Genomic DNA, 23,059 nt, shown 5'->3' with positions numbered 1-23,059 from the left:
GAAGAATTATTTTAGTGAACTGCATTAATAGCAGAGCACACTGTGCCTGATGGCGCTATCGGATAGAATTTATCAAATCCGCTGATAGAAAAAAGGCTATAAATAAGGTCTGTATTTTTTACGCAGAGCTTGATGTCGAAGATAAATCATCCACCTCAACTAGGGTGTTTTTTTATGTTTTTTATCTAAAAAAAAGTTGAGGAGTGGGGTTTTTGAAGGGAAAGTTGTGTTTTTAGTTATCAAATGATGTGATTAAGTCGCTAATAAAAAAGGCTACAATTTATTAATTTGTAACCTTTATTGCTTTGTTGATTGATCAACGTATATTTTATTGACCCATACGACGCGTTAACTCGATAACACGTATTTTTGCTAAGGCTTTTGACAGTTCAGCAGATGCTTGAGCAAAAGACATATCATCGCTTGGGTGATTAATGTGTTCTTGTGCTTGTCTTACTGCTTCTTGCGCCCTTGCTTCATCTAAGTCTTCACCACGAATAGCGGTATCAGCTAAGATTGTGACCATAGTTGGTTGTACTTCTAAAATACCACCTGATAGATAGATAAACTCTTCTTCACCATTGGCTTTGACAATCCCGACCATTCCCGGCTTTATGGTGGTCAGTAACGGAGTGTGACCGGGATAAATTCCGAGTTCACCTTCTCGCCCTGTGACTCTGATTCGCTGAACATCACCTGAAAAAAGGTGAGATTCAGCACTAACAACTTCTAATTGATAGGAAGTTAGTGCCATAATGCTCTCTCCGTTCTATAAATCTCTTAGAGAGATTTTGCTTTCTCAATCGCTTCGTCGATTGAACCAACCATATAAAATGCCTGTTCAGGAATATGGTCATAATCACCGTTCATAATACCTTTAAATGCACTGATGGTGTCTTTTAATGGTACGTATTTACCTGGTGAACCAGTGAACACTTCCGCAACGAAGAATGGTTGAGATAAGAAACGTTGAATCTTACGTGCACGAGCAACAGTTAATTTATCATCTTCCGATAATTCATCCATACCAAGAATTGCAATGATATCTTTTAATTCTTGATAACGTTGAAGAATTGACTGTACGCCACGAGCACAATCGTAATGTTCTTGACCAACAACAAGTGGATCTAATTGACGACTTGTTGAGTCAAGTGGGTCAACCGCTGGGTAAATACCTAATGATGCGATTTGACGACTTAATACGATTGTTGCATCCAAGTGAGCAAAGGTTGTTGCCGGTGATGGGTCAGTTAAGTCATCGGCTGGTACGTATACTGCTTGGATTGAGGTAATTGAGCCGGTTTTAGTTGAGGTGATACGTTCTTGTAATAACCCCATCTCTTCTGCTAATGTCGGTTGGTAACCTACCGCAGATGGCATACGACCTAATAGTGCAGATACTTCAGTACCGGCTAAGGTATAACGGTAAATATTATCGATAAATAATAGCACGTCTTTACCTTCGTCACGGAATTTTTCCGCCATGGTTAAGCCAGTTAACGCTACGCGTAAACGGTTCCCTGGTGGCTCATTCATCTGACCATAAACTAACGATACTTTATCAAGTACGTTTGATTCTTTCATTTCATGATAGAAGTCGTTACCCTCACGAGTACGTTCACCCACACCAGTAAATACTGAGTAACCTGAGTGCTCGATCGCGATGTTACGAATTAATTCCATCATGTTAACGGTTTTACCCACACCCGCACCACCAAATAGACCAACTTTACCACCTTTTGCAAATGGACAAATTAAGTCGATAACTTTGATACCGGTTTCAAGTAATTCTGTTGAGTTAGCCAACTCTTCGTATGTTGGTGCTGCACGGTGAATTGCCCAACGCTCTTCTTCACCAATCGGACCTGCTTTATCAACAGGATCACCAAGTACGTTCATAATTCGGCCAAGTGTTTTTGTTCCTACAGGAACTTCTATGCCGTGACCTGTATTTACTACTTTAAGTCCACGTCTTAAACCATCAGATGAGCCCATTGCAATACAACATACAACGCCACCACCTAATTGTTGCTGAACTTCCAGAACTAATTTTTCAGTGCCAGTTTCCACTTCTAATGCATCATATACCTTTGGTACTGCATCTTCTGGGAATTCGACATCAACCACCGCACCGATGATCTGGACAATCTTTCCAGTAGCCATTTTTATTCCTCTACGTCTTTTTCTTAACTATAAGCCAATATTTAGCACTAACCTGAAACAGCAGCTGCACCCGATACAATATCAATTAATTCGTTGGTAATCGCACCTTGACGTGCTTTGTTATACACAATTTGTAATTCATTAATTAAATTTGCACCGTTATCGGTTGCTGCTTTCATGGCCACCATTCTTGCTGCTTGTTCACTCGCTAAATTGTCAACCACCGCTTGATAGACTTGTGATTCAATATAACGACGTAAAATCACATCTAATAATGATTTTGCATCTGGCTCATAAATATAATCCCATGATGAAGCTTTTAGCTCTTTATCTTCTGAATGGGGTAATGGTAATAATTGCTGTATTGTCGGCTTTTGGGACATGGTATTAATAAATTTATTAGTTACTATATATAATTTATCAATTTTACCGTTGTCATATGCCTCAAGCATTGTTTTTACCGGACCAATTAAATCAGATAAAGTGGGTTCGTCACCTAAATTAGTTACTTGGGTTAAAATATTCGTTTTTACTGAAGAGAAAAACGATACCCCACGTGAACCAATTAAAGCCACATCTGCTTCAACACCTTTCTCTTGCCATGCTGACATATCAGCGATAACAGTTTTGAAAAGATTGATATTTAATCCACCACATAAACCACGATCGGTTGATATGATAAGATAGCCAACTCGCTTTACATCTCTTTCTTCTAAATAGGGATGTTTGGCGCCTATTTGAGCTAACGCTAAATGTCCAATTACTTCACGAATCATTTCAGCATATGGACGACTAGCAGCCATTCTGTCCTGCGTTTTACGCATTTTAGAGTTGGCTACCATTTCCATCGCTTTGGTGATCTTTTGCGTACTTTGGATACTGGCAATTTTCGTTCTAATCTCTTTTGCATTAGCCATTTGTTACCTCACCCTTACCAAGTTTGAGTTGATTTAAAGCTTTCAAGCAATGCTTTTAACTTACTTTCAATCTCATCGTTGTAATTGCCTGTCTCGTCGATCTGTTTTACAAAATCGGCATATTGACTATGGGCATAAGATAGAAGTGCTGTTTCAAATGATAATACTTTAGCAAGTTCAACATCTTCTAGATAACCACGCTCAGCGGCATAAAGTACAATTGATTGCTCTGCAACAGTCATTGGTGAATATTGCTTTTGTTTGAGTAATTCAGTTACTTTTTCACCGTGGCTTAATTGGTTTCTTGTTGCTTCGTCTAAGTCAGATGCAAATTGTGAGAAAGCGGCTAATTCACGATATTGTGCAAGTGCTGTACGAATACCGCCTGATAATTTTTTCATTATCTTAGTTTGAGCAGCACCACCCACACGAGAAACCGAGATACCTGGGTTTACCGCAGGACGGATACCCGAGTTAAATAAGCTGGTTTCAAGGAAGATCTGACCATCTGTAATCGAAATTACGTTAGTTGGTACGAATGCAGAAACGTCACCCGCTTGAGTTTCGATAATTGGTAACGCAGTTAATGAACCGGTTTTACCTTTTACTTCGCCTTTAGTGAACTCTTCAACATAAGCTTCGTTAACACGAGCTGCACGTTCAAGTAAACGTGAGTGAAGATAGAACACGTCACCAGGGTAAGCTTCACGTCCAGGTGGGCGACGAAGTAGTAATGAAATTTGACGATAAGCAACGGCTTGTTTAGATAAATCATCATAAACAATTAGTGCATCTTGTCCGCGGTCACGGAAGTATTCTCCCATAGCACAACCCGCGTAAGGTGCTAAGTATTGTAATGCTGCTGATTCAGATGCTGATGCAACAACCACAATGGTATTTTTAAGTGCACCGTGCTCTTCAAGTTTACGCACTACGTTAGCAATAGTTGATTGTTTTTGACCGATTGCGACGTAAATACATTTAACACCAGAATCACGTTGATTAATAATGGCGTCGATGGCTAATGCGGTTTTACCGGTTTGACGGTCACCGATGATAAGTTCACGTTGACCACGACCAATTGGAATCATTGAGTCAACCGCTTTATAACCAGTTTGTAACGCTTGGTCAACAGATTGACGATCGATAACGCCTGGCGCAACAACTTCTACAGGTGAGAAGCCGTCATGTTGAATCGAACCTTTACCATCAATTGGTTCACCAAGTGTGTTAATAACACGGCCTAATAAACCATCACCTACTGGTACCTGTAAAATACGGCCAGTACATTGTACTTTCATCCCTTCAGATAAGTCTTCGTATGGTCCCATGACCACCGCACCAACAGAATCTCTTTCAAGGTTTAATGCCATTGCATATCGGTTACCTGGCAATGCAATCATTTCGCCTTGCATGACATCAGTTAATCCGTGGATTCGAAGGATACCATCACTTACTGAGATGATCGTTCCTTCATTGTGAGCATCACTCACAATATTGAACTGAGCTATCCGCTCTTTAATTAGTTCACTTATTTCAGTTGAATTTAGCTGCATTATCAGTCCCCTTAAGACTGTAGAACGTCATTTAGTCGATTTAGACGTCCTCTGATACTACTATCAATAACCATATCGCCCGTACGAATAATAAAACCAGAAATGAGCGATTTATCAATATGACATTTTAGTTTTACTTTTCGTGATAAACGTTTTTCGACAGCGACAGAAATTTTATCAAGTTGTTCGCTAGTTAGCTCATTGGCAGAAATTACATCAACGTCTGCTTGGGCTTCTCTCTCTAAACAGTATTGCTCAAACAATGTTAACACTTCAGGAAGAAGGGATAAGCGTTTGTTTTCAGCCATCACTTTAATAAAATTAGTGCTAAACTCATCAAGCACATCTTTACAGATGTTGATGAGTAAGTTAGCCACTGAATCGGTTTTCATGTCAGATGTTAAAATGCTTTTTATTTGAGCATCTTTGCTCACTTCAGCAGTTAACACTAACATTTTGTGCCATGATTCGATGCTATTTTTTTCAACAGCAAAGTCGAAAGCGGCTTTAGCATAAGGGCGAGCAATCGTAATTAAGTCAGCCATTGCTCTATTCTCCTTATAGTTCAGCTACGAGTTTATCAATGATGTCGCTGTTAGCGGCTTCATTAACAGAACGTTCAATAATTTTTTCTGCACCGGCAATAGCGAGTGTAGCGACTTGTTGTTTAAGCTCTTCACGAGCGCGTTTACGCTCAGCCTCAACTTCAGCAAGTCCTTGAGCAACAATCCTTTCTTTTTCACGAGTAGCTTCTTGTTTAGCTTCTTCTAGAATGGCTGCTTTGCGTTTATTCGCTTGCTCAATAATTGCATTAGCCTCAACCTTAGCCTGTTGCATTATGTCAGATGTATTTGCTTTGGCTAATTCCAAATCTTTTTTTGCTGTTTCTGCTGAAGCTAATCCTTCCGCTATCTCTTTTTGGCGTTTTTCAATCGCTCGGATAACCGGAGGCCAAACAAACTTCATACAGAACCAAACAAACAATACAAATGTAATTGCTTGGCCGAGGAGAGTTGCGTTCATATTCATGAGACAATTCCTCTTAAATTATTATTAACCAGCAACAGCAAAAATAACATATAGCGCAATACCCACACAAATCATAGGAATCGCATCAACTAAGCCCATAACGATAAAGAATTGTGTACGTAACATAGGCATTAATTCTGGTTGACGAGCAGCTCCTTCTAAGAATTTACCACCTAATAGACCGATACCAACTGCACCACCGATTGCAGCTAATCCCATCATTATGCCCGCGGCTACAAATAACATACTCATACTATCCATTATATACTCCAGTTTATTATCTAAAAAAAGTTAAAATTAATGATCTTCTGTTGTTGAGGCCATCGCTAAATAGACGATAGTCAACACCATAAAAATAAATGCTTGTAAGGTGATTATCAAAATATGGAAGATAGCCCATGGTAGTGATAATACCCATTGTGACCACCAAGGTAATAATGCTGCTATTAAGATGAAGATAAGTTCACCAGCATACATGTTACCGAAGAGTCGTAATCCTAAAGAAACAGGTTTAGCCAATAAGCTAACAAGTTCAAGGACTAAATTGATTGGTGCAAATGACCAATGATTAAATGGATGCAAGGTGTATTCTTTAATAAACCCTGAAATCCCTTTATATTTGATTGAATAAATGATGATAAGTGCAAAGACACCGAGTGACATTGACATTGTGATACTCACGTCGGCTGTCGGTACGACTCTTAAATGAGATAGACCTAAATATTGTCCCGCATAAGGTAGGAAATCAACAGGGATTAGATCCATTAAGTTCATTAAAAATACCCAGATAAACACAGTAAGTGCTAAAGGGGCAATGAGTTTATTTTGACCTGTGAACATGTCTTTGACAGTATTATTTACAAATTCAAAGATCATCTCTACCGCACATTGAAGTTTACCTGGTACGCCACTCGTCGCTTTCCTTGCTACACGATGGAAAATCCATAAGAAAAGCACACCAAGTACAATTGAGAAGAACAAGGAATCAAGATTAAAGGTCCAAAAACCAGAACCAACTTGTAAGTTCTCCAGATGGTGTTTTATATAAGCTTGCGGTGAAGCTGGAGAGGAAACTGCCATATAACCCTCTTACCTATTTTAAAAATAAAAACTACAGTTTGTTTTTGCCTTAAAAGGTATAAACAATCACTGCAATAACCGAAGCTATTATTTTAAACCTAATTCCCTATAATAAGTCAACAACTGATTAAAAAAATAAAGAATTTAGACACTTTTTACTAATTTTGTGTAAAGAATAACAGCTTTACCGCTCACTTTATTAGAAATATTGTTCATCAATAGCTTAATTAATGATGAAAAAACAGGCTAATTTGATGCTTTAACTGCATTGGCAATTTGTTCCGCTAATTTTTGCACTTGAGAGTGATTACTACCTTCTACCATTACGCGGATAAGCGGTTCGGTGCCGGATTTGCGTATCAATACCCGACCTTCATTGCCAAGTTGCGTTTCTGCCTGTTCAATTGCAGATTTGACCGCAGCATTGGCTAATGGGTTTCCTGTATAACGAACGTTAATTAATATTTGTGGTAGCATGGTCATGCCTTGACATAATTCAGCGAGTGACATGTTATTTCTTATCATTGCAGCTAGAACTTGTAAGCCTGCAACAATACCATCGCCTGTTGTGGTTTTATCAAGTAAAAGGACATGGCCTGAATTTTCTGCACCTAATCGCCAATTTTTTTCAACCAGCATTTCAAGCACATAACGGTCCCCCACTTTTGCTCGTACAAATGGGATGCCAAGATTTTTAAGGGCGATTTCAAGTCCCATGTTGCTCATCAAGGTTCCGACAACGCCACCTTTAAGTTGACCTTGCCTTAAGGCTTCACGAGCAATAATGTAAATAATTAAATCACCATCAATTCTATTGCCTTTATGATCGACCATAATGATGCGGTCACCATCACCATCAAGAGCAAAGCCCAAGTCAGCTTTTTCTTCAAGGACAGTTTTAGTTAATGCTTTTACATCAGTAGCACCACAGTTTTCATTAATATTGACTCCATCCGGTTCGCAACCAATTTTTATTACTTTAGCACCAAGTTCTCGAAGTACTTTTGGGGCAATGTGGTAAGTGGCTCCGTTGGCACAATCCACAACAACTTTTAGTCCTGATAGACTTAAGTCGTGATCAAAGGTGCTTTTACAAAATTCGATATATCGACCCGCTGCATCGGTTATTCGGCTTGCTCGGCCAAGTTGTTTTGATTCAACACAGTCGATCTGTTTTTCAAGCTCGGCTTCGATTTCTAATTCAATGGCGTCATCGAGTTTTCGCCCTTCAGTTGAGAAAAATTTAATACCGTTATCATAAAAAGGGTTATGGGAGGCCGATATGACTACACCCGCATCAGCCCGAAATGTGCGAGTTAGATAAGCAATGGCAGGTGTTGGCATTGGTCCAGTAAAAGCAGCAGCGACGCCCGCGGAGGCAAATCCTGCTTCTAAAGCCGATTCAAGCATATAACCTGAAATACGAGTATCTTTACCGATGAGGACTTTTTTAACACCATCTTTAGCCAGTACTCGTCCTGCTGCCCAGCCTAACTTGAGGGCGAAATCAGGCGTGATAGGATATTCTCCAACTTTTCCACGAATACCATCTGTCCCAAAATATTTCCGATTAGACATGTTATTTCCTCATACTAAAGTTTTTTATTTGACCAATTGCCTTTCTTATAAGTCGTTTTTTATCCTATAAAAGGAAGCGAAGTAAAATTATTCTCGATTGTCATTAGCAAATTTTAATAATACTTGGCTCTCTTTTATAAAACGTTCAGCATAACTGCCAAACCATTTAGTTACTTCATTAAAATTTTCAATGAATTTAGCTTTATTTCGTTGTTCAATTAATTTAACCATTTGTCCAAAACATTCATAATAGCGTTTGATTAATTCAATATTTTCATCTGACGCCATGATGATATCGGCATAAAGAACGGGATCTTGAGCAAATAAGCGACCAACCATCATTAACTCCAAGCGATAAATAGGTGATGATAAGGTAATTAATTGTTCTAAATCAGCGTGTTCTCGTTGTAAATTTACACCATATGAGAACGAAGTAAAATGGCGTAATGCTTGAATAAACGACATACATTTGTCATGCTCTTTGGCATCAATCGCGCACAAATTGGCTCCCCAAATTCGCATCTGTTCAATTAACCATTGATATTGCTCAGGATATCGACCTTGGCAGTAGACAATGACTTGTTTGGCTAAATTTGGCACGTCCGGACCAAACATTGGATGCAATCCAACCACAGGCCCCGCGTGTTTGGCTAGCATGGCTTGTAAAGGTTTGACTTTGATTGATGTAAAATCGGTTAAAATGCAATCTTTAGGTAACGGTGGTAATTGTTCAATGATTTCGCATGTTTTGTTGATAGGCACTGTAACAATAACGGCAGCGGCATCAGCGACAACTTCGGCTGCTTGATGCATGGTTTTTGAACCTAAGGTTTTAACTTCATAACCTGATAGGGTAAATAGTTTGGCAAATAGTCTACCCATTTGTCCATTACCACCAATGATGACAATTGAGCCTTTGCCGTTGTAAACTTTTTTAAAACCTTTGTCGTTTTCACTGATATAGGACTCACGCATTAATCGGCGTAAAATATCTTCAATTAAGGCGGGTGATATGCCTAAGTTTTCAGCTTCTTGTTTACGTTTAGCTAACATATCGGCTTCACGTTTAGGATCATAAATCGGAATTCCATGCTCGCTTTTTACCTCACCAACTTCAGCAACTAATGCTAGTCGTTGACTAATTAAAGCTAAAATTGATTTGTCAACTTCATCAATTTTATGACGCAATGAAAGTAATTCCTTAGACATATTGTTGATCCTTTAATCACTAGTTATAGCTTTCGCTGTAATTGCTTAACAGTATAACGTATTTTTGGTAGCATGGGTCAATTGCAAAATTAAATCAAATACAATAAATTTATGATTAAAGTTTTATCTTTTAATATTAATAGTATTCGTATTAGAATCCATCAATTAGCTGCGATTATTGAAAGACATCAGCCCGATATCATTGGTTTACAAGAGACTAAAGTTCATAATGACCAATTTCCAATCGAAGAACTTAAGCAATTTGGCTACCATTTATATTATCACGGTCAAAAAGGTTATTATGGTGTAGCCTTATTGACTAAGCAAAAACCGTTATCGGTCGAATGTGGTTTTCCGACCGATGAAGATGGTGCACAATGTCGATTAATGGTAGCTGAGTTTCCGACTAGCAAAGGTAATTTAACCGTCATTAATGGTTATTTCCCGCAAGGTGAAAGTTTGCATAATGAAATTAAATATCCAGCTAAGCGTAAATTTTATCAAGATTTAATTGAATATATACAGGATCGACAGCTGAATAGCCAATTATCACTCATTATGGGTGATATGAATATTTGCCCAACTGATTTAGATATTGGGATTAATGAAAATAACCGCAAACGGTGGTTAAGTGCGGGTAAATGCTCTTTTTTACCTGAAGAGCGTGAATGGATAAATAATTTAATGGCAGCAGGTTATACTGATACTTACCGTCATGCCAATCCAGATACACAGAGATTTTCTTGGTTTGATTATCGTTCCAGAGGTTTTAGTGTAAAAACCGGATTAAGAATCGATCTTATTTTAGCTAGTGAAAAACTTATGCAGTATTGTGGTGAAACCGGTATTGATTACGATATTCGTGGTATGGAAAAACCTTCCGATCATGCGCCAATTTGGGCTGACTTTGATTTAGATTAAACTTGTTAGGATAATAGTATGCACAATAGTTCGATTTTATCGGTAAAAGATCTTAATCAATTAGTTAAAGGTCTGCTTTCTGATGCTATTGGGCAAGTTTGGTTAGTTGGTGAAATTTCCAATTTTTCTCGCCCAGCTTCAGGTCATTGGTATTTCACTTTGAAAGATGATATTGCGCAGGTGCGCTGTGCCATGTTTCGTAATAATAATTATCGTACGGGATTTACCCCTCAAAATGGTCAACAAGTTTTAGTTAATGCCTCGGTAACTCTTTATGAAGCACGTGGTGATTATCAATTGGTTATTAATCAATTGCAACCGGCTGGTGCTGGTTTGTTACAACAAAAATTTGAGCAACTAAAGCAAAAACTGTCAGAAGAAGGATTGTTTGATCCGATTTATAAAAAGTCGTTACCTGATAATATTCGTACGGTTGGGATTATTACTTCGTCAACAGGTGCAGCACTACATGATATTTGTCAGATATTAAACCGGCGCGATCCAAGTCTGAATTTGATTATTTACCCAACGTCGGTACAAGGTACTGAAGCAGCGGCACAAATTGCCAGAATGATTCAAATCGCAAATATTCGCCAAGAATGTGATGTTTTAATTGTTGGGCGAGGAGGGGGATCGCTTGAAGATCTTTGGTCATTTAATGAGGAGCTTTTAGCCAGAGCTATTTTTGCTAGTCAATTACCTATTATTAGTGCTGTTGGTCATGAAGTTGATTTCACCATTGCTGACTTTGTTGCTGATGTGCGCGCCGCTACCCCATCGGCAGCAGCTGAGTTGGTTAGCTGGGATAAGCTAGAGCAGATTAAAAGTTTACAAGTTCAAGAACAATACTTATGTATGGCGATTGATTACTATTTGGTACGTCGACGAGAATTATTAAATAAGCGTTATCAACGATTGCAATCACAACATCCTCAAACTAAATTATCTAAGCAATTAAATCGTTTATTAACTAGTCGTCATGCTTTATTTGAAAATATGCAGCACTATTTATCTAAACAATCCTATCGTCATAATGTGTTGGATAAATATTTGTTACGTGTTTCACCACAACATAAAGTGCTCTATTATGGTCAAAACCTAGAGAGAAAACAGCAGCAACTGATTAATCTGGTTCAAAAAAGGTTAACGGACGCTAAGCATGAATTTGTATTAAAAGCATCTCAGCTTAATAGTGTTAGTCCACTTGCTACTTTAGATCGTGGTTATTCAGTAACGACTAACCAGCAACAACAAGTGATAAGAACGGTTGAACAAGTGTCTATGGGTGACTTTATTTTAACCCAGCTTAAGACAGGTAAATTAATCAGCCAAATTGTTGAGATAGATAAAAAAAATAAGTAAAACTGCTCTTTTTTCAATAATGTTTAACTCAACACATTGGATAAAATTGCACCTCAAATAGTATTAAGGATATAATATCTGACATGTTGGAAAATACTAAGAGAATAAAGTGGTTATACATCCTCCAATAGGTATTGATTTAGGTACTACCAATAGTTTAATTTGTGTTTGGCAAAACGGCCAGCCGACACTAATTCCCAATTCAATAGGTGAAGTTGTTACTCCTTCAGCTGTCAGCATTGATGAAGATAATACCATTTTGGTTGGTCATGCGGCTTTATCTCGTTTAACTACTCATCCTAGTCGTAGTGCAGCAGCATTCAAACGTTTTTTAGGTTCAAGTAAAGTTTTTGAGTTGGGCGTTCAAAAATTTACCCCAACAGAACTTTCAGCATTAGTTTTAAAATCATTAAAAGCGGATGCTGAAGCTTTCTTGAAACAAGAAATTCGTGATGTCGTGATTTCCGTTCCCGCTTATTTCAATGACGAACAGCGTAAACAAACTCGCTTTGCTGCTGAGCTTGCAGGATTAAACGCAGTCCGTCTAATCAATGAGCCCACCGCTGCTTCAATGGCGTATGGATTACATGAAGAACAATCAGGAAATACGCTGGTTTTTGACTTAGGTGGTGGCACATTTGATGTGACAGTATTGGAATATGCAATGCCTATCATTGAGGTTCATGCATCAGCAGGCGATAACTACTTAGGCGGTGAAGATTTTACCCATGAAATAGTTAAAGCATGTTTGAGTGAATGGGAACTTAAACAAGAAGATATTCCTGTCGATGATTATGCGCGTTTATTGGATTTAGCTGAACAATTAAAATGTAAGCTAAGTGGTGAGCAAATGCATAATTTGACATGGTTTTGGCAAGATAAGCAATGGCAATTTTCATTAAATGAAGTAAGAGCTAAGTCAATTTGGTTACCATTACTCAATCGATTACGAGCGCCAGTTGAACAAGCATTAAGTGATGCTCGCTTAAAGGCTAATGAACTCGAACATATTGTTTTAGTTGGTGGTTCATCGCAATTAGGTGTGGTTCGTGAGTTAGTGACAAAGTTATTTGGTAAACTGCCTTATCGTCATATCAATCCAACTACTATTGTTGCACAAGGTGCAGCTGTTCAGGCGGCATGTCGTTTGCGAAATGCCGATGTTGAAGAGGTTATTCTAACCGATGTTTGCCCATATACACTTGGTATTGAAATTTCTTCGGGTAATATTAAAGGGTTATTTTCGCCAATTATTGAGCGTAATACGATAGTTCCAACTTCAAAGGTCAAAACGTTTTACACTTCATACCCTCAACAAAAAAGTATTATGCTTTCTGTTTATCAAGGTGAGAATCCAAAGGTTGAAAATAACGTTTTAATTGATGAATTTGAAGTGCCAGTCACACCTATGGAAAAAATACAAGGTATTGATGTTCGCTTTAGTTATGATTTAAATGGTTTGCTTGAAGTCGACGTGGTATTACTTGAAACAGGGGCATTGCATGGTAAAGTGATTGATCACAGTCCGATTGGATTAACCGATAAACAAAAACAAGAAAGCCATGACCGATTAGCGGCACTTAAAATTCATCCTCGTGATGAAATGTTAAATCGTACTTTATTAGCAAGGTTAGAGCGAGCATGGGCACAATCATTGGGTGATGAACGACTACTCATTGGCTCTTATATCGAAGCTTTTATGGAAGTCTTAAATCAGCAAAATCTTGAAGAGATAGAACAGGTTCGAAGCGAAATTGAATCGAATCTTAACGATCTTAATCGATAATCAGATAGATTTAGAAAATCCCCTTTGATCATAATTAAATATCTTTTCAAAGGGGATAGTATACAAAGGAGAAAGTATAAGCCGTATCTTTGCTTAGCTATCTAATGGTGGTCCATAGCGATTAGTTTGATTAATTGAGGGTGAGAAAATAGAAAGACGATATTTTCCACTACTATATGCATCATTTGAACGTCGCCTAATTGCAAAAATAATATTAATTATAATTAATGCAAATAATATATAGTAAATCATATGATGAGATGATTTCACCCCACTTAACTTTATTATCAAAAAACTTAATATCGCGGTGACGCAACATATTTGATTATAAAAACCTTTGCCATTGGTTCGACCATTCCAACGCCATATTTGATTCGATTTATTTTTAGGTAGTGATTTTGCTTCAAGGTTCTTTTGATTTTCAATATTTTTTGCTAGAAGCAGTGTCGAGCATAAACGTAATATTAAATCATTATCCGTATCACCTTTAATATTCTCCAGTTTATTAATTTTATCATCATTGAAAATCATATTATCGTCAGATAAATTTTCATTAAGGGCTTTCAATTGTTTTAATGATTCATAAATATCACGATTTTTTTTCCTAAATGAGGAGGAGATTGATAGTTTGCTCTCAAATGCTTTAGCTAATTGTTGCAATGCTTCATCATCACCAGCTAATTTTTGTAAGATCTGATGTAACTCCTGTTTTTGATTCAGTTTATTTAAGATTATTGTATGGAGTAGCATTAAATATGCTGGTGAGTGGTTAGCTAATTTAGCTTGCCATAATTGATCTATATTTTGTTTGATATCGGTAAAATTAACATCCTCAGGTATATCAATAAAATATTCAATGGCATTAGGGTAATTACATAACATACTACTAGTTAGCTTGTTATTACAATCGATCAGATTATATAACTCAACTTCATTTTGCCATTCATTAGACTTAAAAGTATTTAATAATGGTGTGAGTTGATCATCATCAGGCAAATGAAATAACTGATTATTTTTCCTAATGAAATTTGCAGCTTTAAACGGCGAATTACCAATAGTCACGACCAATAGACAATGACGATACCATTGCCAATATGCATCTTTATTATCAGTAATTAACTCGACTGGTAATTTGGGTAAATTATCTCGCCCTCTGAAATGAAAATATATTGGCCAGTCAAACATCTCCATATTGCGATAGTTAATATTTCTATATAAATTTAGTTTAGCTGTGTCTGGAATATCATCGAATCTATCTAGCCATAAACGACCAAATAAAACATATTCACCATTTTCATCTGGGTCAAACTTAGTTGGAATAATAGTATCATCATAATATAACCAAGTTTTAAATTCTTGGACTGGTGAAAGTTTTGTTAGCCATTCAAGGTGCTGTTTAGACTGGCGTTGTAGATTTTGTAAGATAAATTGTTCAAATTGATCTTCAAAGTGATCATTTAAGATTGCATGTAATAATGTTTCATTACCGTGTCGTAACATAATTGCATGACGATATAAGCGATAAAAGCTACTGGTTCCATCATCATGTAATAATGTATATAACACTTGGCGATAATTCCAATTAATATCAGTTGCCCATCTAATAACATTAGCAATTTCTTCTGGGTAATCTTCTATTTTTAATTTAAACAATCGCGAGTTTGTAGATGTAGTAAGCTGGGGTATCGCATATAAATATTTATTATCAGTTTCAGCGGGTAGACAATATGATTGATTAAGTGCAAGGAGCAGTAAAGGTAAATAATTTTGATGTTTTTTGGTACACCACTCAATTAACCCAATAGTAGCTTGCTCTTGATATTGTGGTAAATTATATAACTCTATCCAGAATTGAAAGGCATTTTCTTCATCTTCAAGTAAAGAGTATTGTATTGCTGCAACAACTTTCCATTGATTAGCTTCATCTTGATTGGAATTAGCGATGCGAGTTAAAGCATACTCTAATAAACTTTTATTTTTCACTTTAGCAAAGCTATGCCAATGAGCTAAATCTTCCATCAATTCCTGGTTATTGGGTAAGTAAATCACAGTATGAATAGAAAAATACTTATTTAATTCCTTATAAGGTTTATCCCAAAAAATCCATTGCGCATTACGCACATAATTGATAGTTTCATTTTGTACTGCTTTATTATTTTTAGGTAGGCAGTTATAGTCAAACAAATCACCTCGTTCAATGTGATCGAAAAAATTCTCGTACATTTCAATCTTATCAGGATAGTGATCCATCACTTGTTGGCGCCAACGTAAATTTTCTGCCAATATTTTTAAGCAAGTAAGTGATACGGTTAATGTATCATAACTGATATCTAACATTTTCCATTTGGCAATATCTAATACAGACATTGGGTAATCAAAAAAGGAGGCAATAAACTTTTGCCATTCATCAACATCATTGCAGCGAGCAGGATCATCTAGTAATGCTTGATAATTATCACAGATCTCTTTAACTTGGCGTTCTTCTTCGGTAATGCTTACTTCCTCTTGCTCTTGCTCTTGCTCTTGATTGGACTGTTCATCTGTTTCTTCTGGTGACTTTGCGTATTGCATCGCCAATTCATAAGCTTCCCGTAAAGCTTTAAAGCCTACTGGATCTGTTTCGGGGTGATATTGCGGAAGTTTTGCTCGATAAGCATTACGAATTTCTGTTATATCAATGGTTTTATCAATACCCAATAATTGCCAAAAATTATTATTCATGACCAAGCATACTCCATTAAAGATTGTGGTTTTTCTATTTCTTCAAGTTCGATATACCAAGGTAAGTGATGATAGGGGGAGTCTTCATTGGAATATAACTTGGACATAGTCCAATTACGCGATGAGCGACATAATTCGCAACGTAGCTGCTCTAAATCTTCTTTATTGGATAATGATTCCCAATATTGATACCCAATAAACCAACCTGAAAAATAGCTTTGCCAAGATGAATAATAGTGCTGAGCTCGTAGCGCTATTCTATAAAAAATCCATAGTGCTTCATCTTCAGTAATGAACATATTGCTGGTGCCATTGCGTAATAGATAGCCCATTCTTGCATAATCAAAACTACGTATGCCACCAACACCACACTCGGAATAGGTTTTTTCTACATATTCAATTAAGACTTTATCGTAATCGCAGTGTTTTTCAATATATTTAAGCCAATGAGGAGCGGTTAATCTTGGGTACATAAAATAGTGTTTGGATAAAGCCGGCGCATGACCATCATCAACCATATCAAAAATCATTGATAATAGGCTTTCTCGAGAGTCAATGCCCCAGTCTTTTTTCATATCAGTATAATTTCGTTCTGGATAAAAATAAGGTGAGGTATAACTTGCGCCTTCTTCTTTATTTAATGCAACCATTGGTGCAGATAATCCAAATAACCAATCGATACAATCTTGATGCATAGCTTAACTCTGTTAATGTTTATTATTAATCTGTGTAAAAAGATAGCAGATTTTATAGAAAAATAAATGTTTGTTTTAACAAGTAGAGTAATTGCTTTCTTGAGATATGTTAATTAAAAATAATCAAATAACTTTTACATTTCAGAATAATAAAATTATTTTGCAAATCATTATCTACAAGGCATAATAAAAAGAATTTATCAGTATTTGAATTTTACTGAGCTGTAAATAAAAGGAGTAATAATGAAAAAAATTGTCTTAGTTGCTGTATTAGTATCGGGTGCTTTAATGCTACAAGGTTGTGTCGCGGCTGTTATTGGTGTCGGCGCTGGCGCTACAGCAAAAGTTGCAACCGATCCACGTACTACTGGAACGCAAGTTGATGATACAACGCTCAATACCAGAATGAATAATAAGCTAAGCGAAAATGGTCCTTTCTTTATAGGCTCTCGTATTTCTTCAAGTACCTATGATGGCAATATTATTTTAACTGGCCAAGCGAATGCAGAACAAATTGAAAAGGCTGAACGTCTTGCATATCAAGTTGAAGGTGTGAAGAAAGTTTACAACCAAATTCGTTCAGGTGAGCCTGTCGGTGCTGGAACTATCAGTAATGATATGTGGATAACAACAAAAGTTAAATCGCAACTTGTCATGAATTCCAAAACAAAAGCACGTAATATCAAAGTGGTAACTGAAAATGGCGAAGTGTTTTTAATTGGCATTGTTACCAGTGAAGAAGGGCAAGAAGCCGCTAATGTTGCAAGTAAAGTTGCTGGCGTGAAGAAAGTTGTTACATTATTCACTCAACGCTAATCATAAGTAGTTAAAAAAAGGAGAATTTATTCTCCTTTTTTTACATCATTAGTTAACAATTTAATTCGTTCAATTATTTTATCTAGTCCTTGCTGCCTGGATTGACTCAATTCATCAATAATTTTTAACTGATTTAATATCGCGTGAAAATCAAGAGCCTTAATTTGTTCTGCATTTTTATTATTGGCAATCATAATTAAAACGGCGAGTAACCCTTTAACAATTCGACCTTCGCTGTCACCTTGAAAAATAAATGAATCATCAGGTTGTTTTTTGACTGTTAACCATACTCGATTTTCACAGCCATCAATCTGATTAGCCTCAGTTTTTTGGTCATCAGGAAACGCTGGTAATTGCTTTGATAAAGCAATTAATTGCCGATAACGATCTTGCCAGTTATGTTGCTTAGAAAATAGTTCAAATAGTGGTGATAACATAATAAAACCAGTTAGTAATTAGAGATAAAAGATAAGCAATTAGCGTAAAATCCTAAGTTAATACCTCAATAGCATTTTTCAGTGCTGTAACAAAACTATCAATGTCTTGCTGATTATTATATGGCATTATTGAAATGCGAATAACCCCATGACAGCCAAGTTTATCCATCAACGGCTTTGCACATAAACCACCTGTTCGAATTGCTATGTTTTGTTCACTTAATAAAATAGCGATATCATTATGATGAATGTTATGCATATTAAAGCTAATTATTGGACTATTCTTAACACTGTAGAATTGGATATGGTTCAATTCACTTAATTTTGATTCAGCGTAATTTGCCAATTGTGTTATATAACAATTTAATTGTGCTTCATCCCATTTTTTTAGCCAATCTAATGTTGCTTTAAAACCAAGTATTCCTGCAATATTTTGGGTACCAGCTTCGAATTTATAAGGCAAATCTTCGACTTCAAAATCTGAAAATGTTGTATTTTTCAACATTTTACCGCCACCTTGCCAAACGTCCATCTGTTCTAATAAATGTTGTTTTCCATATAGAACGCCAAGCCCTGTTGGGCCATATAACTTATGGGCAGAAAAAGCGTAAAAATCGATATCTAGCTTTTCAACATCAATTGGCTGATGAACAACACCTTGTGCACCATCTACCACTAAAATGGCATTATGCTGATGAACTAATTGACTAATTTTAACTAAATCCGGGCAAAAGCCAGTAACATTAGACATCTGGGTTATGGCCACAATTTTAGTTTTGGGTGATAGTAATGATGAAAGTTCATTAACATCGGCAGTCCACTTAATTACCTTTGCACCAGTTTGTTTGGCTACGATTAGCCAAGGTAATAGGTTGCTATGGTGCTCTAATTCGCTGACAATTATTTCATCATCGGCCTGTAGTAAAGGTCTCGCATAACTTTGCGCAATTATATTTATTGATTCTGTGGTTCCACGAGTCCAAACAATTTGATGGCTTGATTGACTATGAATAAACTTAGCCACACTTTGCCGAGCTTCACTAATCGCTGTGGTAACTTTTAGTGCATCTTGGTGTAAACTGCGCTGTGCGGTTGCGGTATTATGTGCATAATATTCAACCGTTGTATCAATCATAGTTTGCGGTTTTAACGCAGTAGCAGCCGAATCAAGATAAACAGAGTTACTTAGAGCAGGGAAATCTGCTCTAAATTTTTCAGGTAGTTTATTGTGTAAGTTCAAGCCCAGCAATCCCATTCCAATAACCATTACAGTCTCGTTTATGTTCAATATGTAATGGGTTTGTGCCGTCTTCATTGGCTTTAAATTGTTTAACTATATCAAGCGTTTCAATACCAAGTGGTGAAATACGCACAATATCGACTAACCCTTTCATATCTTTAAGATTATTACCTAAATTGTAACAATAACCACTTTGAGTTTGAATGCCATTTAGTACAAACACCTTTTGTTGTTCTTGAGAAAAGACTTCTCGTCCTACAGGATATTTTATACAGCAAGTTTCACATTTATCTTTTGGTCTATCTTCTGATCTGGCTGTAAAACAACGAGCAGAATAAGCTAATGGCAAATAACCATAACTAAATACTTCAACCTCAAATTTACGATCAATTTTTAAAGAATCAAATTGGTTGAGAACATTATTTAACCAATCACGAGACAGTTCAACAGGCATACACCACCGCACCATACCTTGTTTTTGTAATAATTTTAGCGTAAATGCGTTGTAACAGTTAATCGCTGGGCCAGCGACGAAAGGTACTTTATTATCGTGGGCAATATTAATGGCAGCCAAATCATTAGCTTCAACTAAAAAGTCACCATTATTTACTAATTGTCTTAAATCGTTCAGTTCTGATGGCGCTTCCAGTAACGCAAGGGTAGAGAGTACTACTTGTTTACCAGACTTAGCAATTTCTTTGGCTAAATCTAACCAATTAGGTACTTTCATTTCACGGCGTTTGGTGCATACCGTTTCGCCCATATAAATGATATCAGCTTCACTATCTTTAGCGGCTTGATAAAAAGATTCAGTTTCAATTTTAGGCCAATAATAAAGCACTGGTCCTAATGCATATTTCATAGTTTTGCTCACTATATTTAAATTCTTGAATAGTCAATTGGCTAGCACATTAATATTGAAAACTACTAAGATTATTATATGTTTATTTTATTTTAAAATTTCAATATCAATGCTGACCAATTATTGCCATTTACGGTGATAAGCACCTAAAGTTGTTTGTGTTCCTTCTGAAACAGAGCCTAAGGTATCCATCCAATTCTTTTCAGCTTGGAATGCTTGTGGATTCGCTTTATAGCGATCAATAGCTTGTCTCCATACTTTTGTGACTTGTTCTACATAAGCTGGACTGCGTTGTCTTCCTTCAATTTTAACGGAAGCGATATTTGCTGCAAAAAGCTCCGGTAATAGTTCAATTGTATTTAAACTGGTTGGCTCTTCAATTGGATGATAAAGTGTATTTCCAACAAAATAACGTCCCTTACAAAGTGTTGGATACCCAGCATTTTCACCTTGTTTATGACAATCAATTAAAACATTGTTGAGTCTTGATTCAAGCCCTTTATCGGTCTCTTCCCAACGGACAAATTTTGCAGGAGAGCAAGCGCCAACAGTATTTGGCGATTCACCTGTTAGGTATGAAGATAAATAACAGCGACCTTCCGCCATAATACATAAACTACCAAACGCAAAAACCTCTAAAGGCACGGGTGATACTTGTGATAACTGTTTAACTTGATGCATAGATAACACACGAGGTAAAACAATACGATGCACCTGAAAGTTATTATAATAAAACTTAATTGACTCCTCATTAGTTGATGAGGCTTGCACCGAGACATGACGTTCAAGGTTCGGATACTTCTCAGCAGCATAATCAAGCATCGCTAAATCAGCAATGATTAAAGCATCAGCACCAATGTTAGCTGCAGTATCAACAGCATATTGCCATCGCTCAAAGTTTTCAGGATGAGCAAAGGTATTAATAGCTATATGTAATTTTTTACCGCGCTTGTGAACATAATCTGATGCTTCAACAAGTCGCTTTTCATTAAAATTTAAACCAGCAAAATGGCGAGCATTGGTATCATCTTTTAAACCAATATAGACAGCATCAGCTCCATTATCAATCGCCACTTTTAGGGATGGTAATGAGCCAGCGGGGCAAAGAAGTTCCATAATTATTCCTAACTTAAGTTCGGTATTTTATACGCCATATATTATGCAATAATTCCTAATTTAATGCGAATAATAAGCGAATTTCCAGACAAAAAAACATGTAACTTTATTTTTAATTTAAGTGTATGTATTAAATGATATTTTTACTAAAGAAAATGATTATGATTAATAATCATATTGAATTCAAACGGTAATAGTTAATATATGATAATTTACGATGTGATGAATAAAAAACCAGATATTTATAATTTAAATTTCTGGTTTTTATAATCAAAAAAGAATTTTATAACCGATTAATTAAAATCAATCTTTTATATGGTTAGCATACTATATTGCTAATAATTAATTCTTATTTAAAAGCATCTTCAAGTTGTATGAAATTTTTTTCTGAATTTAATTGAGTTATACAATTATTGATTAATTTTGAAGTAATATTTTGGACCAACTGATAGTTATTACTTTCCCATGCATCAAAAGTTTTGGTTTTATCATCTAGCGGTAAACTATCGCTAGAACAAGTAAAAGTAAATCCATTGGTTTTAATGAATGTTTGGTAAATAAAATTGTATTTATTATCAGTTATACCATCATAAATTAGTTTAAATTTATAAGGTTGAATAGTTATGGTGTGTTCTTTTTGTTTGTTGGCTTTTATTTTTTTTAATATTGTATATAACTGAGGTTTTAAAAGCTCCATGGTTTTATTTGGTACTGAATTTACATAACTACCTTTTAAATCTGTTTTTGAAAAAGTATTTACATTTCCACCAAGGTTACCAAAAAATGCAGTGGCAAATTGAACCATTTTTACTCCAACAGCTTGTGCTGTATCACCTCGGGTAACAACGTTTAAATAATTATTAGTATCATTAATTACCTGCCCATTAATGGCATTTTCAGTTATTACATTAATATTCGTGCCATTATTTAAGGTAATTACCTCTGTTTCTACAATCTTTGTTCTTGGTAATGATTCTCTATTTCCAGAACATCCAAATAATATGAACAAACTACAACTTAATAAAGCGTATTTAAAAATTTTCATAATTTTATGTTTCCTTTTGTATATTTTTATTTCATCAAATTATTTTTTATCTCCATAAATAATAAGTTAATATTTGAAGCATCTTTATTATTGTATTGAATATGACATTTGTCTAGATTTTGTTCATTATATTTCTGAAGAACATATTAGTGTGCTAGCTAAAGCAATTTAATTTGTGAGGGGTTTTATTTTTCAAAGAGCGCTAATCTTTTTTCCATATTCCGTTAATTCTTTATCTTTCCAGTTTCATTTTACCCAAGCTAGATAAGCTTTTCGTCTAGCTTTAAAACATTTAGGTTTTATGCAAATAATGTGCTTCTTTAAATGGGGAGGGGCTTAGTTTACAAGATGAGAAAGTCTAAACTTAAAATATGCATTTTCATTCGAAAACTTCACAATTTGATATTTACATAGGTATTACACAAAATTTATAGTTTCATATTAAATCCATTAAATTCAAGTAAGTATGTTAAATTCATTAAATAGTATAATTATAACTTTTATTATTAAATTTTGTTTTTTTATT

The 23,059-nt window shown here is 35.9% G+C and carries 21 protein-coding genes; 4 read left to right on the top strand and 17 right to left on the bottom strand.

All coding sequences use genetic code 11. The features are described 5' to 3' along the window. Positions 1-328: 328 nt before the first annotated feature. The 10 genes from A9G08_RS11090 to tyrA all read right to left on the bottom strand — a co-directional run bounded on the left by A9G08_RS11090 (position 329) and on the right by tyrA (position 9,532). Positions 329-754, bottom strand: coding sequence for a F0F1 ATP synthase subunit epsilon (locus A9G08_RS11090; RefSeq protein ID WP_065563777.1), 426 nt, complete (start codon positions 752-754; stop codon positions 329-331). 26 nt (positions 755-780) lie between these two features. Next, a complete protein-coding gene (gene atpD / locus A9G08_RS11085; protein ID WP_025314341.1) occupies positions 781-2,163 on the bottom strand; it encodes a F0F1 ATP synthase subunit beta in 1,383 nt (460 codons plus the stop codon). A gap of 47 nt (positions 2,164-2,210) precedes the next feature. Beyond that, positions 2,211-3,080 (bottom strand): F0F1 ATP synthase subunit gamma, encoded by an 870-nt coding sequence (atpG, locus tag A9G08_RS11080; RefSeq protein WP_065563776.1) that lies wholly within the window; start codon positions 3,078-3,080, stop codon positions 2,211-2,213. Between the two features lie 14 nt (positions 3,081-3,094). Continuing rightward, positions 3,095-4,636, bottom strand: coding sequence for a F0F1 ATP synthase subunit alpha (gene atpA / locus A9G08_RS11075; protein ID WP_065563775.1), 1,542 nt, complete (start codon positions 4,634-4,636; stop codon positions 3,095-3,097). A gap of 11 nt (positions 4,637-4,647) precedes the next feature. Next, complete coding sequence (atpH, locus tag A9G08_RS11070; RefSeq protein ID WP_065563774.1) at positions 4,648-5,181, bottom strand: F0F1 ATP synthase subunit delta; 534 nt, start codon at positions 5,179-5,181, stop codon at positions 4,648-4,650. A 13-nt stretch (positions 5,182-5,194) separates the two neighbouring features. Continuing rightward, entirely contained in the window at positions 5,195-5,665 is a 471-nt protein-coding gene (gene atpF / locus A9G08_RS11065) for a F0F1 ATP synthase subunit B (protein WP_065563773.1), read from the bottom strand. Between the two features lie 24 nt (positions 5,666-5,689). Further along, a complete protein-coding gene (gene atpE, locus A9G08_RS11060; RefSeq protein ID WP_065563772.1) occupies positions 5,690-5,926 on the bottom strand; it encodes a F0F1 ATP synthase subunit C in 237 nt (78 codons plus the stop codon). A gap of 36 nt (positions 5,927-5,962) precedes the next feature. Further along, positions 5,963-6,745 carry a F0F1 ATP synthase subunit A gene (gene atpB, locus A9G08_RS11055; RefSeq protein WP_065563771.1) on the bottom strand — a complete coding sequence of 261 codons (783 nt, stop codon included), beginning with the start codon at positions 6,743-6,745 and terminating at the stop codon, positions 5,963-5,965. 246 nt (positions 6,746-6,991) lie between these two features. After that, positions 6,992-8,323, bottom strand: a complete 1,332-nt coding sequence (gene glmM / locus A9G08_RS11050; protein WP_065563770.1) for a phosphoglucosamine mutase — start codon at positions 8,321-8,323, stop codon at positions 6,992-6,994. An 87-nt stretch (positions 8,324-8,410) separates the two neighbouring features. After that, entirely contained in the window at positions 8,411-9,532 is a 1,122-nt protein-coding gene (tyrA, locus tag A9G08_RS11045) for a bifunctional chorismate mutase/prephenate dehydrogenase (protein WP_065563769.1), read from the bottom strand. Between the two features lie 114 nt (positions 9,533-9,646). Here tyrA and xthA point away from each other — a divergent pair, with 114 nt between their 5' ends. The 3 genes from xthA to A9G08_RS11030 all read left to right on the top strand — a co-directional run bounded on the left by xthA (position 9,647) and on the right by A9G08_RS11030 (position 13,601). Continuing rightward, positions 9,647-10,453: an exodeoxyribonuclease III gene (xthA, locus tag A9G08_RS11040; protein ID WP_065563846.1), complete on the top strand. Its 807-nt coding sequence runs from the start codon at positions 9,647-9,649 to the stop codon at positions 10,451-10,453. Positions 10,454-10,471: 18 nt separating this feature from the next. Beyond that, a complete protein-coding gene (xseA, locus tag A9G08_RS11035; protein ID WP_065563768.1) occupies positions 10,472-11,815 on the top strand; it encodes an exodeoxyribonuclease VII large subunit in 1,344 nt (447 codons plus the stop codon). Positions 11,816-11,924: 109 nt separating this feature from the next. After that, the gene (locus A9G08_RS11030; protein WP_065563767.1) at positions 11,925-13,601 is read left to right on the top strand and encodes a molecular chaperone HscC; all 1,677 of its coding nucleotides are present in this window, start codon (positions 11,925-11,927) and stop codon (positions 13,599-13,601) included. A 93-nt stretch (positions 13,602-13,694) separates the two neighbouring features. On the opposite strand, the gene A9G08_RS11025 is transcribed toward A9G08_RS11030, so the two are convergent. Both A9G08_RS11025 and A9G08_RS11020 read right to left on the bottom strand, forming a co-directional pair. Then, positions 13,695-16,322, bottom strand: a complete 2,628-nt coding sequence (locus tag A9G08_RS11025) for a J domain-containing protein (RefSeq protein WP_065563766.1) — start codon at positions 16,320-16,322, stop codon at positions 13,695-13,697. After that, the gene (locus tag A9G08_RS11020; RefSeq protein WP_065563765.1) at positions 16,319-17,017 is read right to left on the bottom strand and encodes a DUF1266 domain-containing protein; all 699 of its coding nucleotides are present in this window, start codon (positions 17,015-17,017) and stop codon (positions 16,319-16,321) included. Before A9G08_RS11020 ends, A9G08_RS11025 begins: the two co-directional genes overlap by 4 nt. A gap of 243 nt (positions 17,018-17,260) precedes the next feature. On the opposite strand from A9G08_RS11020, the gene dolP reads away from it, so the two are divergent. Beyond that, a complete protein-coding gene (gene dolP / locus A9G08_RS11015; RefSeq protein WP_065563764.1) occupies positions 17,261-17,833 on the top strand; it encodes a division/outer membrane stress-associated lipid-binding lipoprotein in 573 nt (190 codons plus the stop codon). A 26-nt stretch (positions 17,834-17,859) separates the two neighbouring features. Here the strand turns inward: dolP and csdE are convergent, their stop codons facing one another. From csdE to A9G08_RS10990, 5 genes are all read right to left on the bottom strand, one after another. Next, positions 17,860-18,270 (bottom strand): cysteine desulfurase sulfur acceptor subunit CsdE, encoded by a 411-nt coding sequence (csdE, locus tag A9G08_RS11010; RefSeq protein ID WP_065563763.1) that lies wholly within the window; start codon positions 18,268-18,270, stop codon positions 17,860-17,862. Between the two features lie 52 nt (positions 18,271-18,322). Continuing rightward, positions 18,323-19,537 carry a cysteine desulfurase CsdA gene (gene csdA, locus A9G08_RS11005; RefSeq protein WP_218058483.1) on the bottom strand — a complete coding sequence of 405 codons (1,215 nt, stop codon included), beginning with the start codon at positions 19,535-19,537 and terminating at the stop codon, positions 18,323-18,325. Further along, on the bottom strand, positions 19,494-20,372 hold the full coding sequence (locus A9G08_RS11000; RefSeq protein ID WP_065563762.1) for a U32 family peptidase: 879 nt from the start codon (positions 20,370-20,372) through the stop codon (positions 19,494-19,496). The genes csdA and A9G08_RS11000 overlap by 44 nt, the downstream gene beginning before the upstream one ends. A gap of 120 nt (positions 20,373-20,492) precedes the next feature. Then, a complete protein-coding gene (gene ubiU, locus A9G08_RS10995; protein WP_065563761.1) occupies positions 20,493-21,488 on the bottom strand; it encodes a ubiquinone anaerobic biosynthesis protein UbiU in 996 nt (331 codons plus the stop codon). 349 nt (positions 21,489-21,837) lie between these two features. Continuing rightward, a complete protein-coding gene (locus A9G08_RS10990) occupies positions 21,838-22,533 on the bottom strand; it encodes a hypothetical protein (protein ID WP_065563760.1) in 696 nt (231 codons plus the stop codon). Positions 22,534-23,059: the final 526 nt, after the last annotated feature.

This window comes from Gilliamella sp. wkB195, from assembly GCF_001690445.1.
GTDB lineage: Bacteria > Pseudomonadota > Gammaproteobacteria > Enterobacterales > Orbaceae > Gilliamella > Gilliamella apicola_E.
This window is presented reverse-complemented; position numbering and strand designations above follow the sequence as displayed.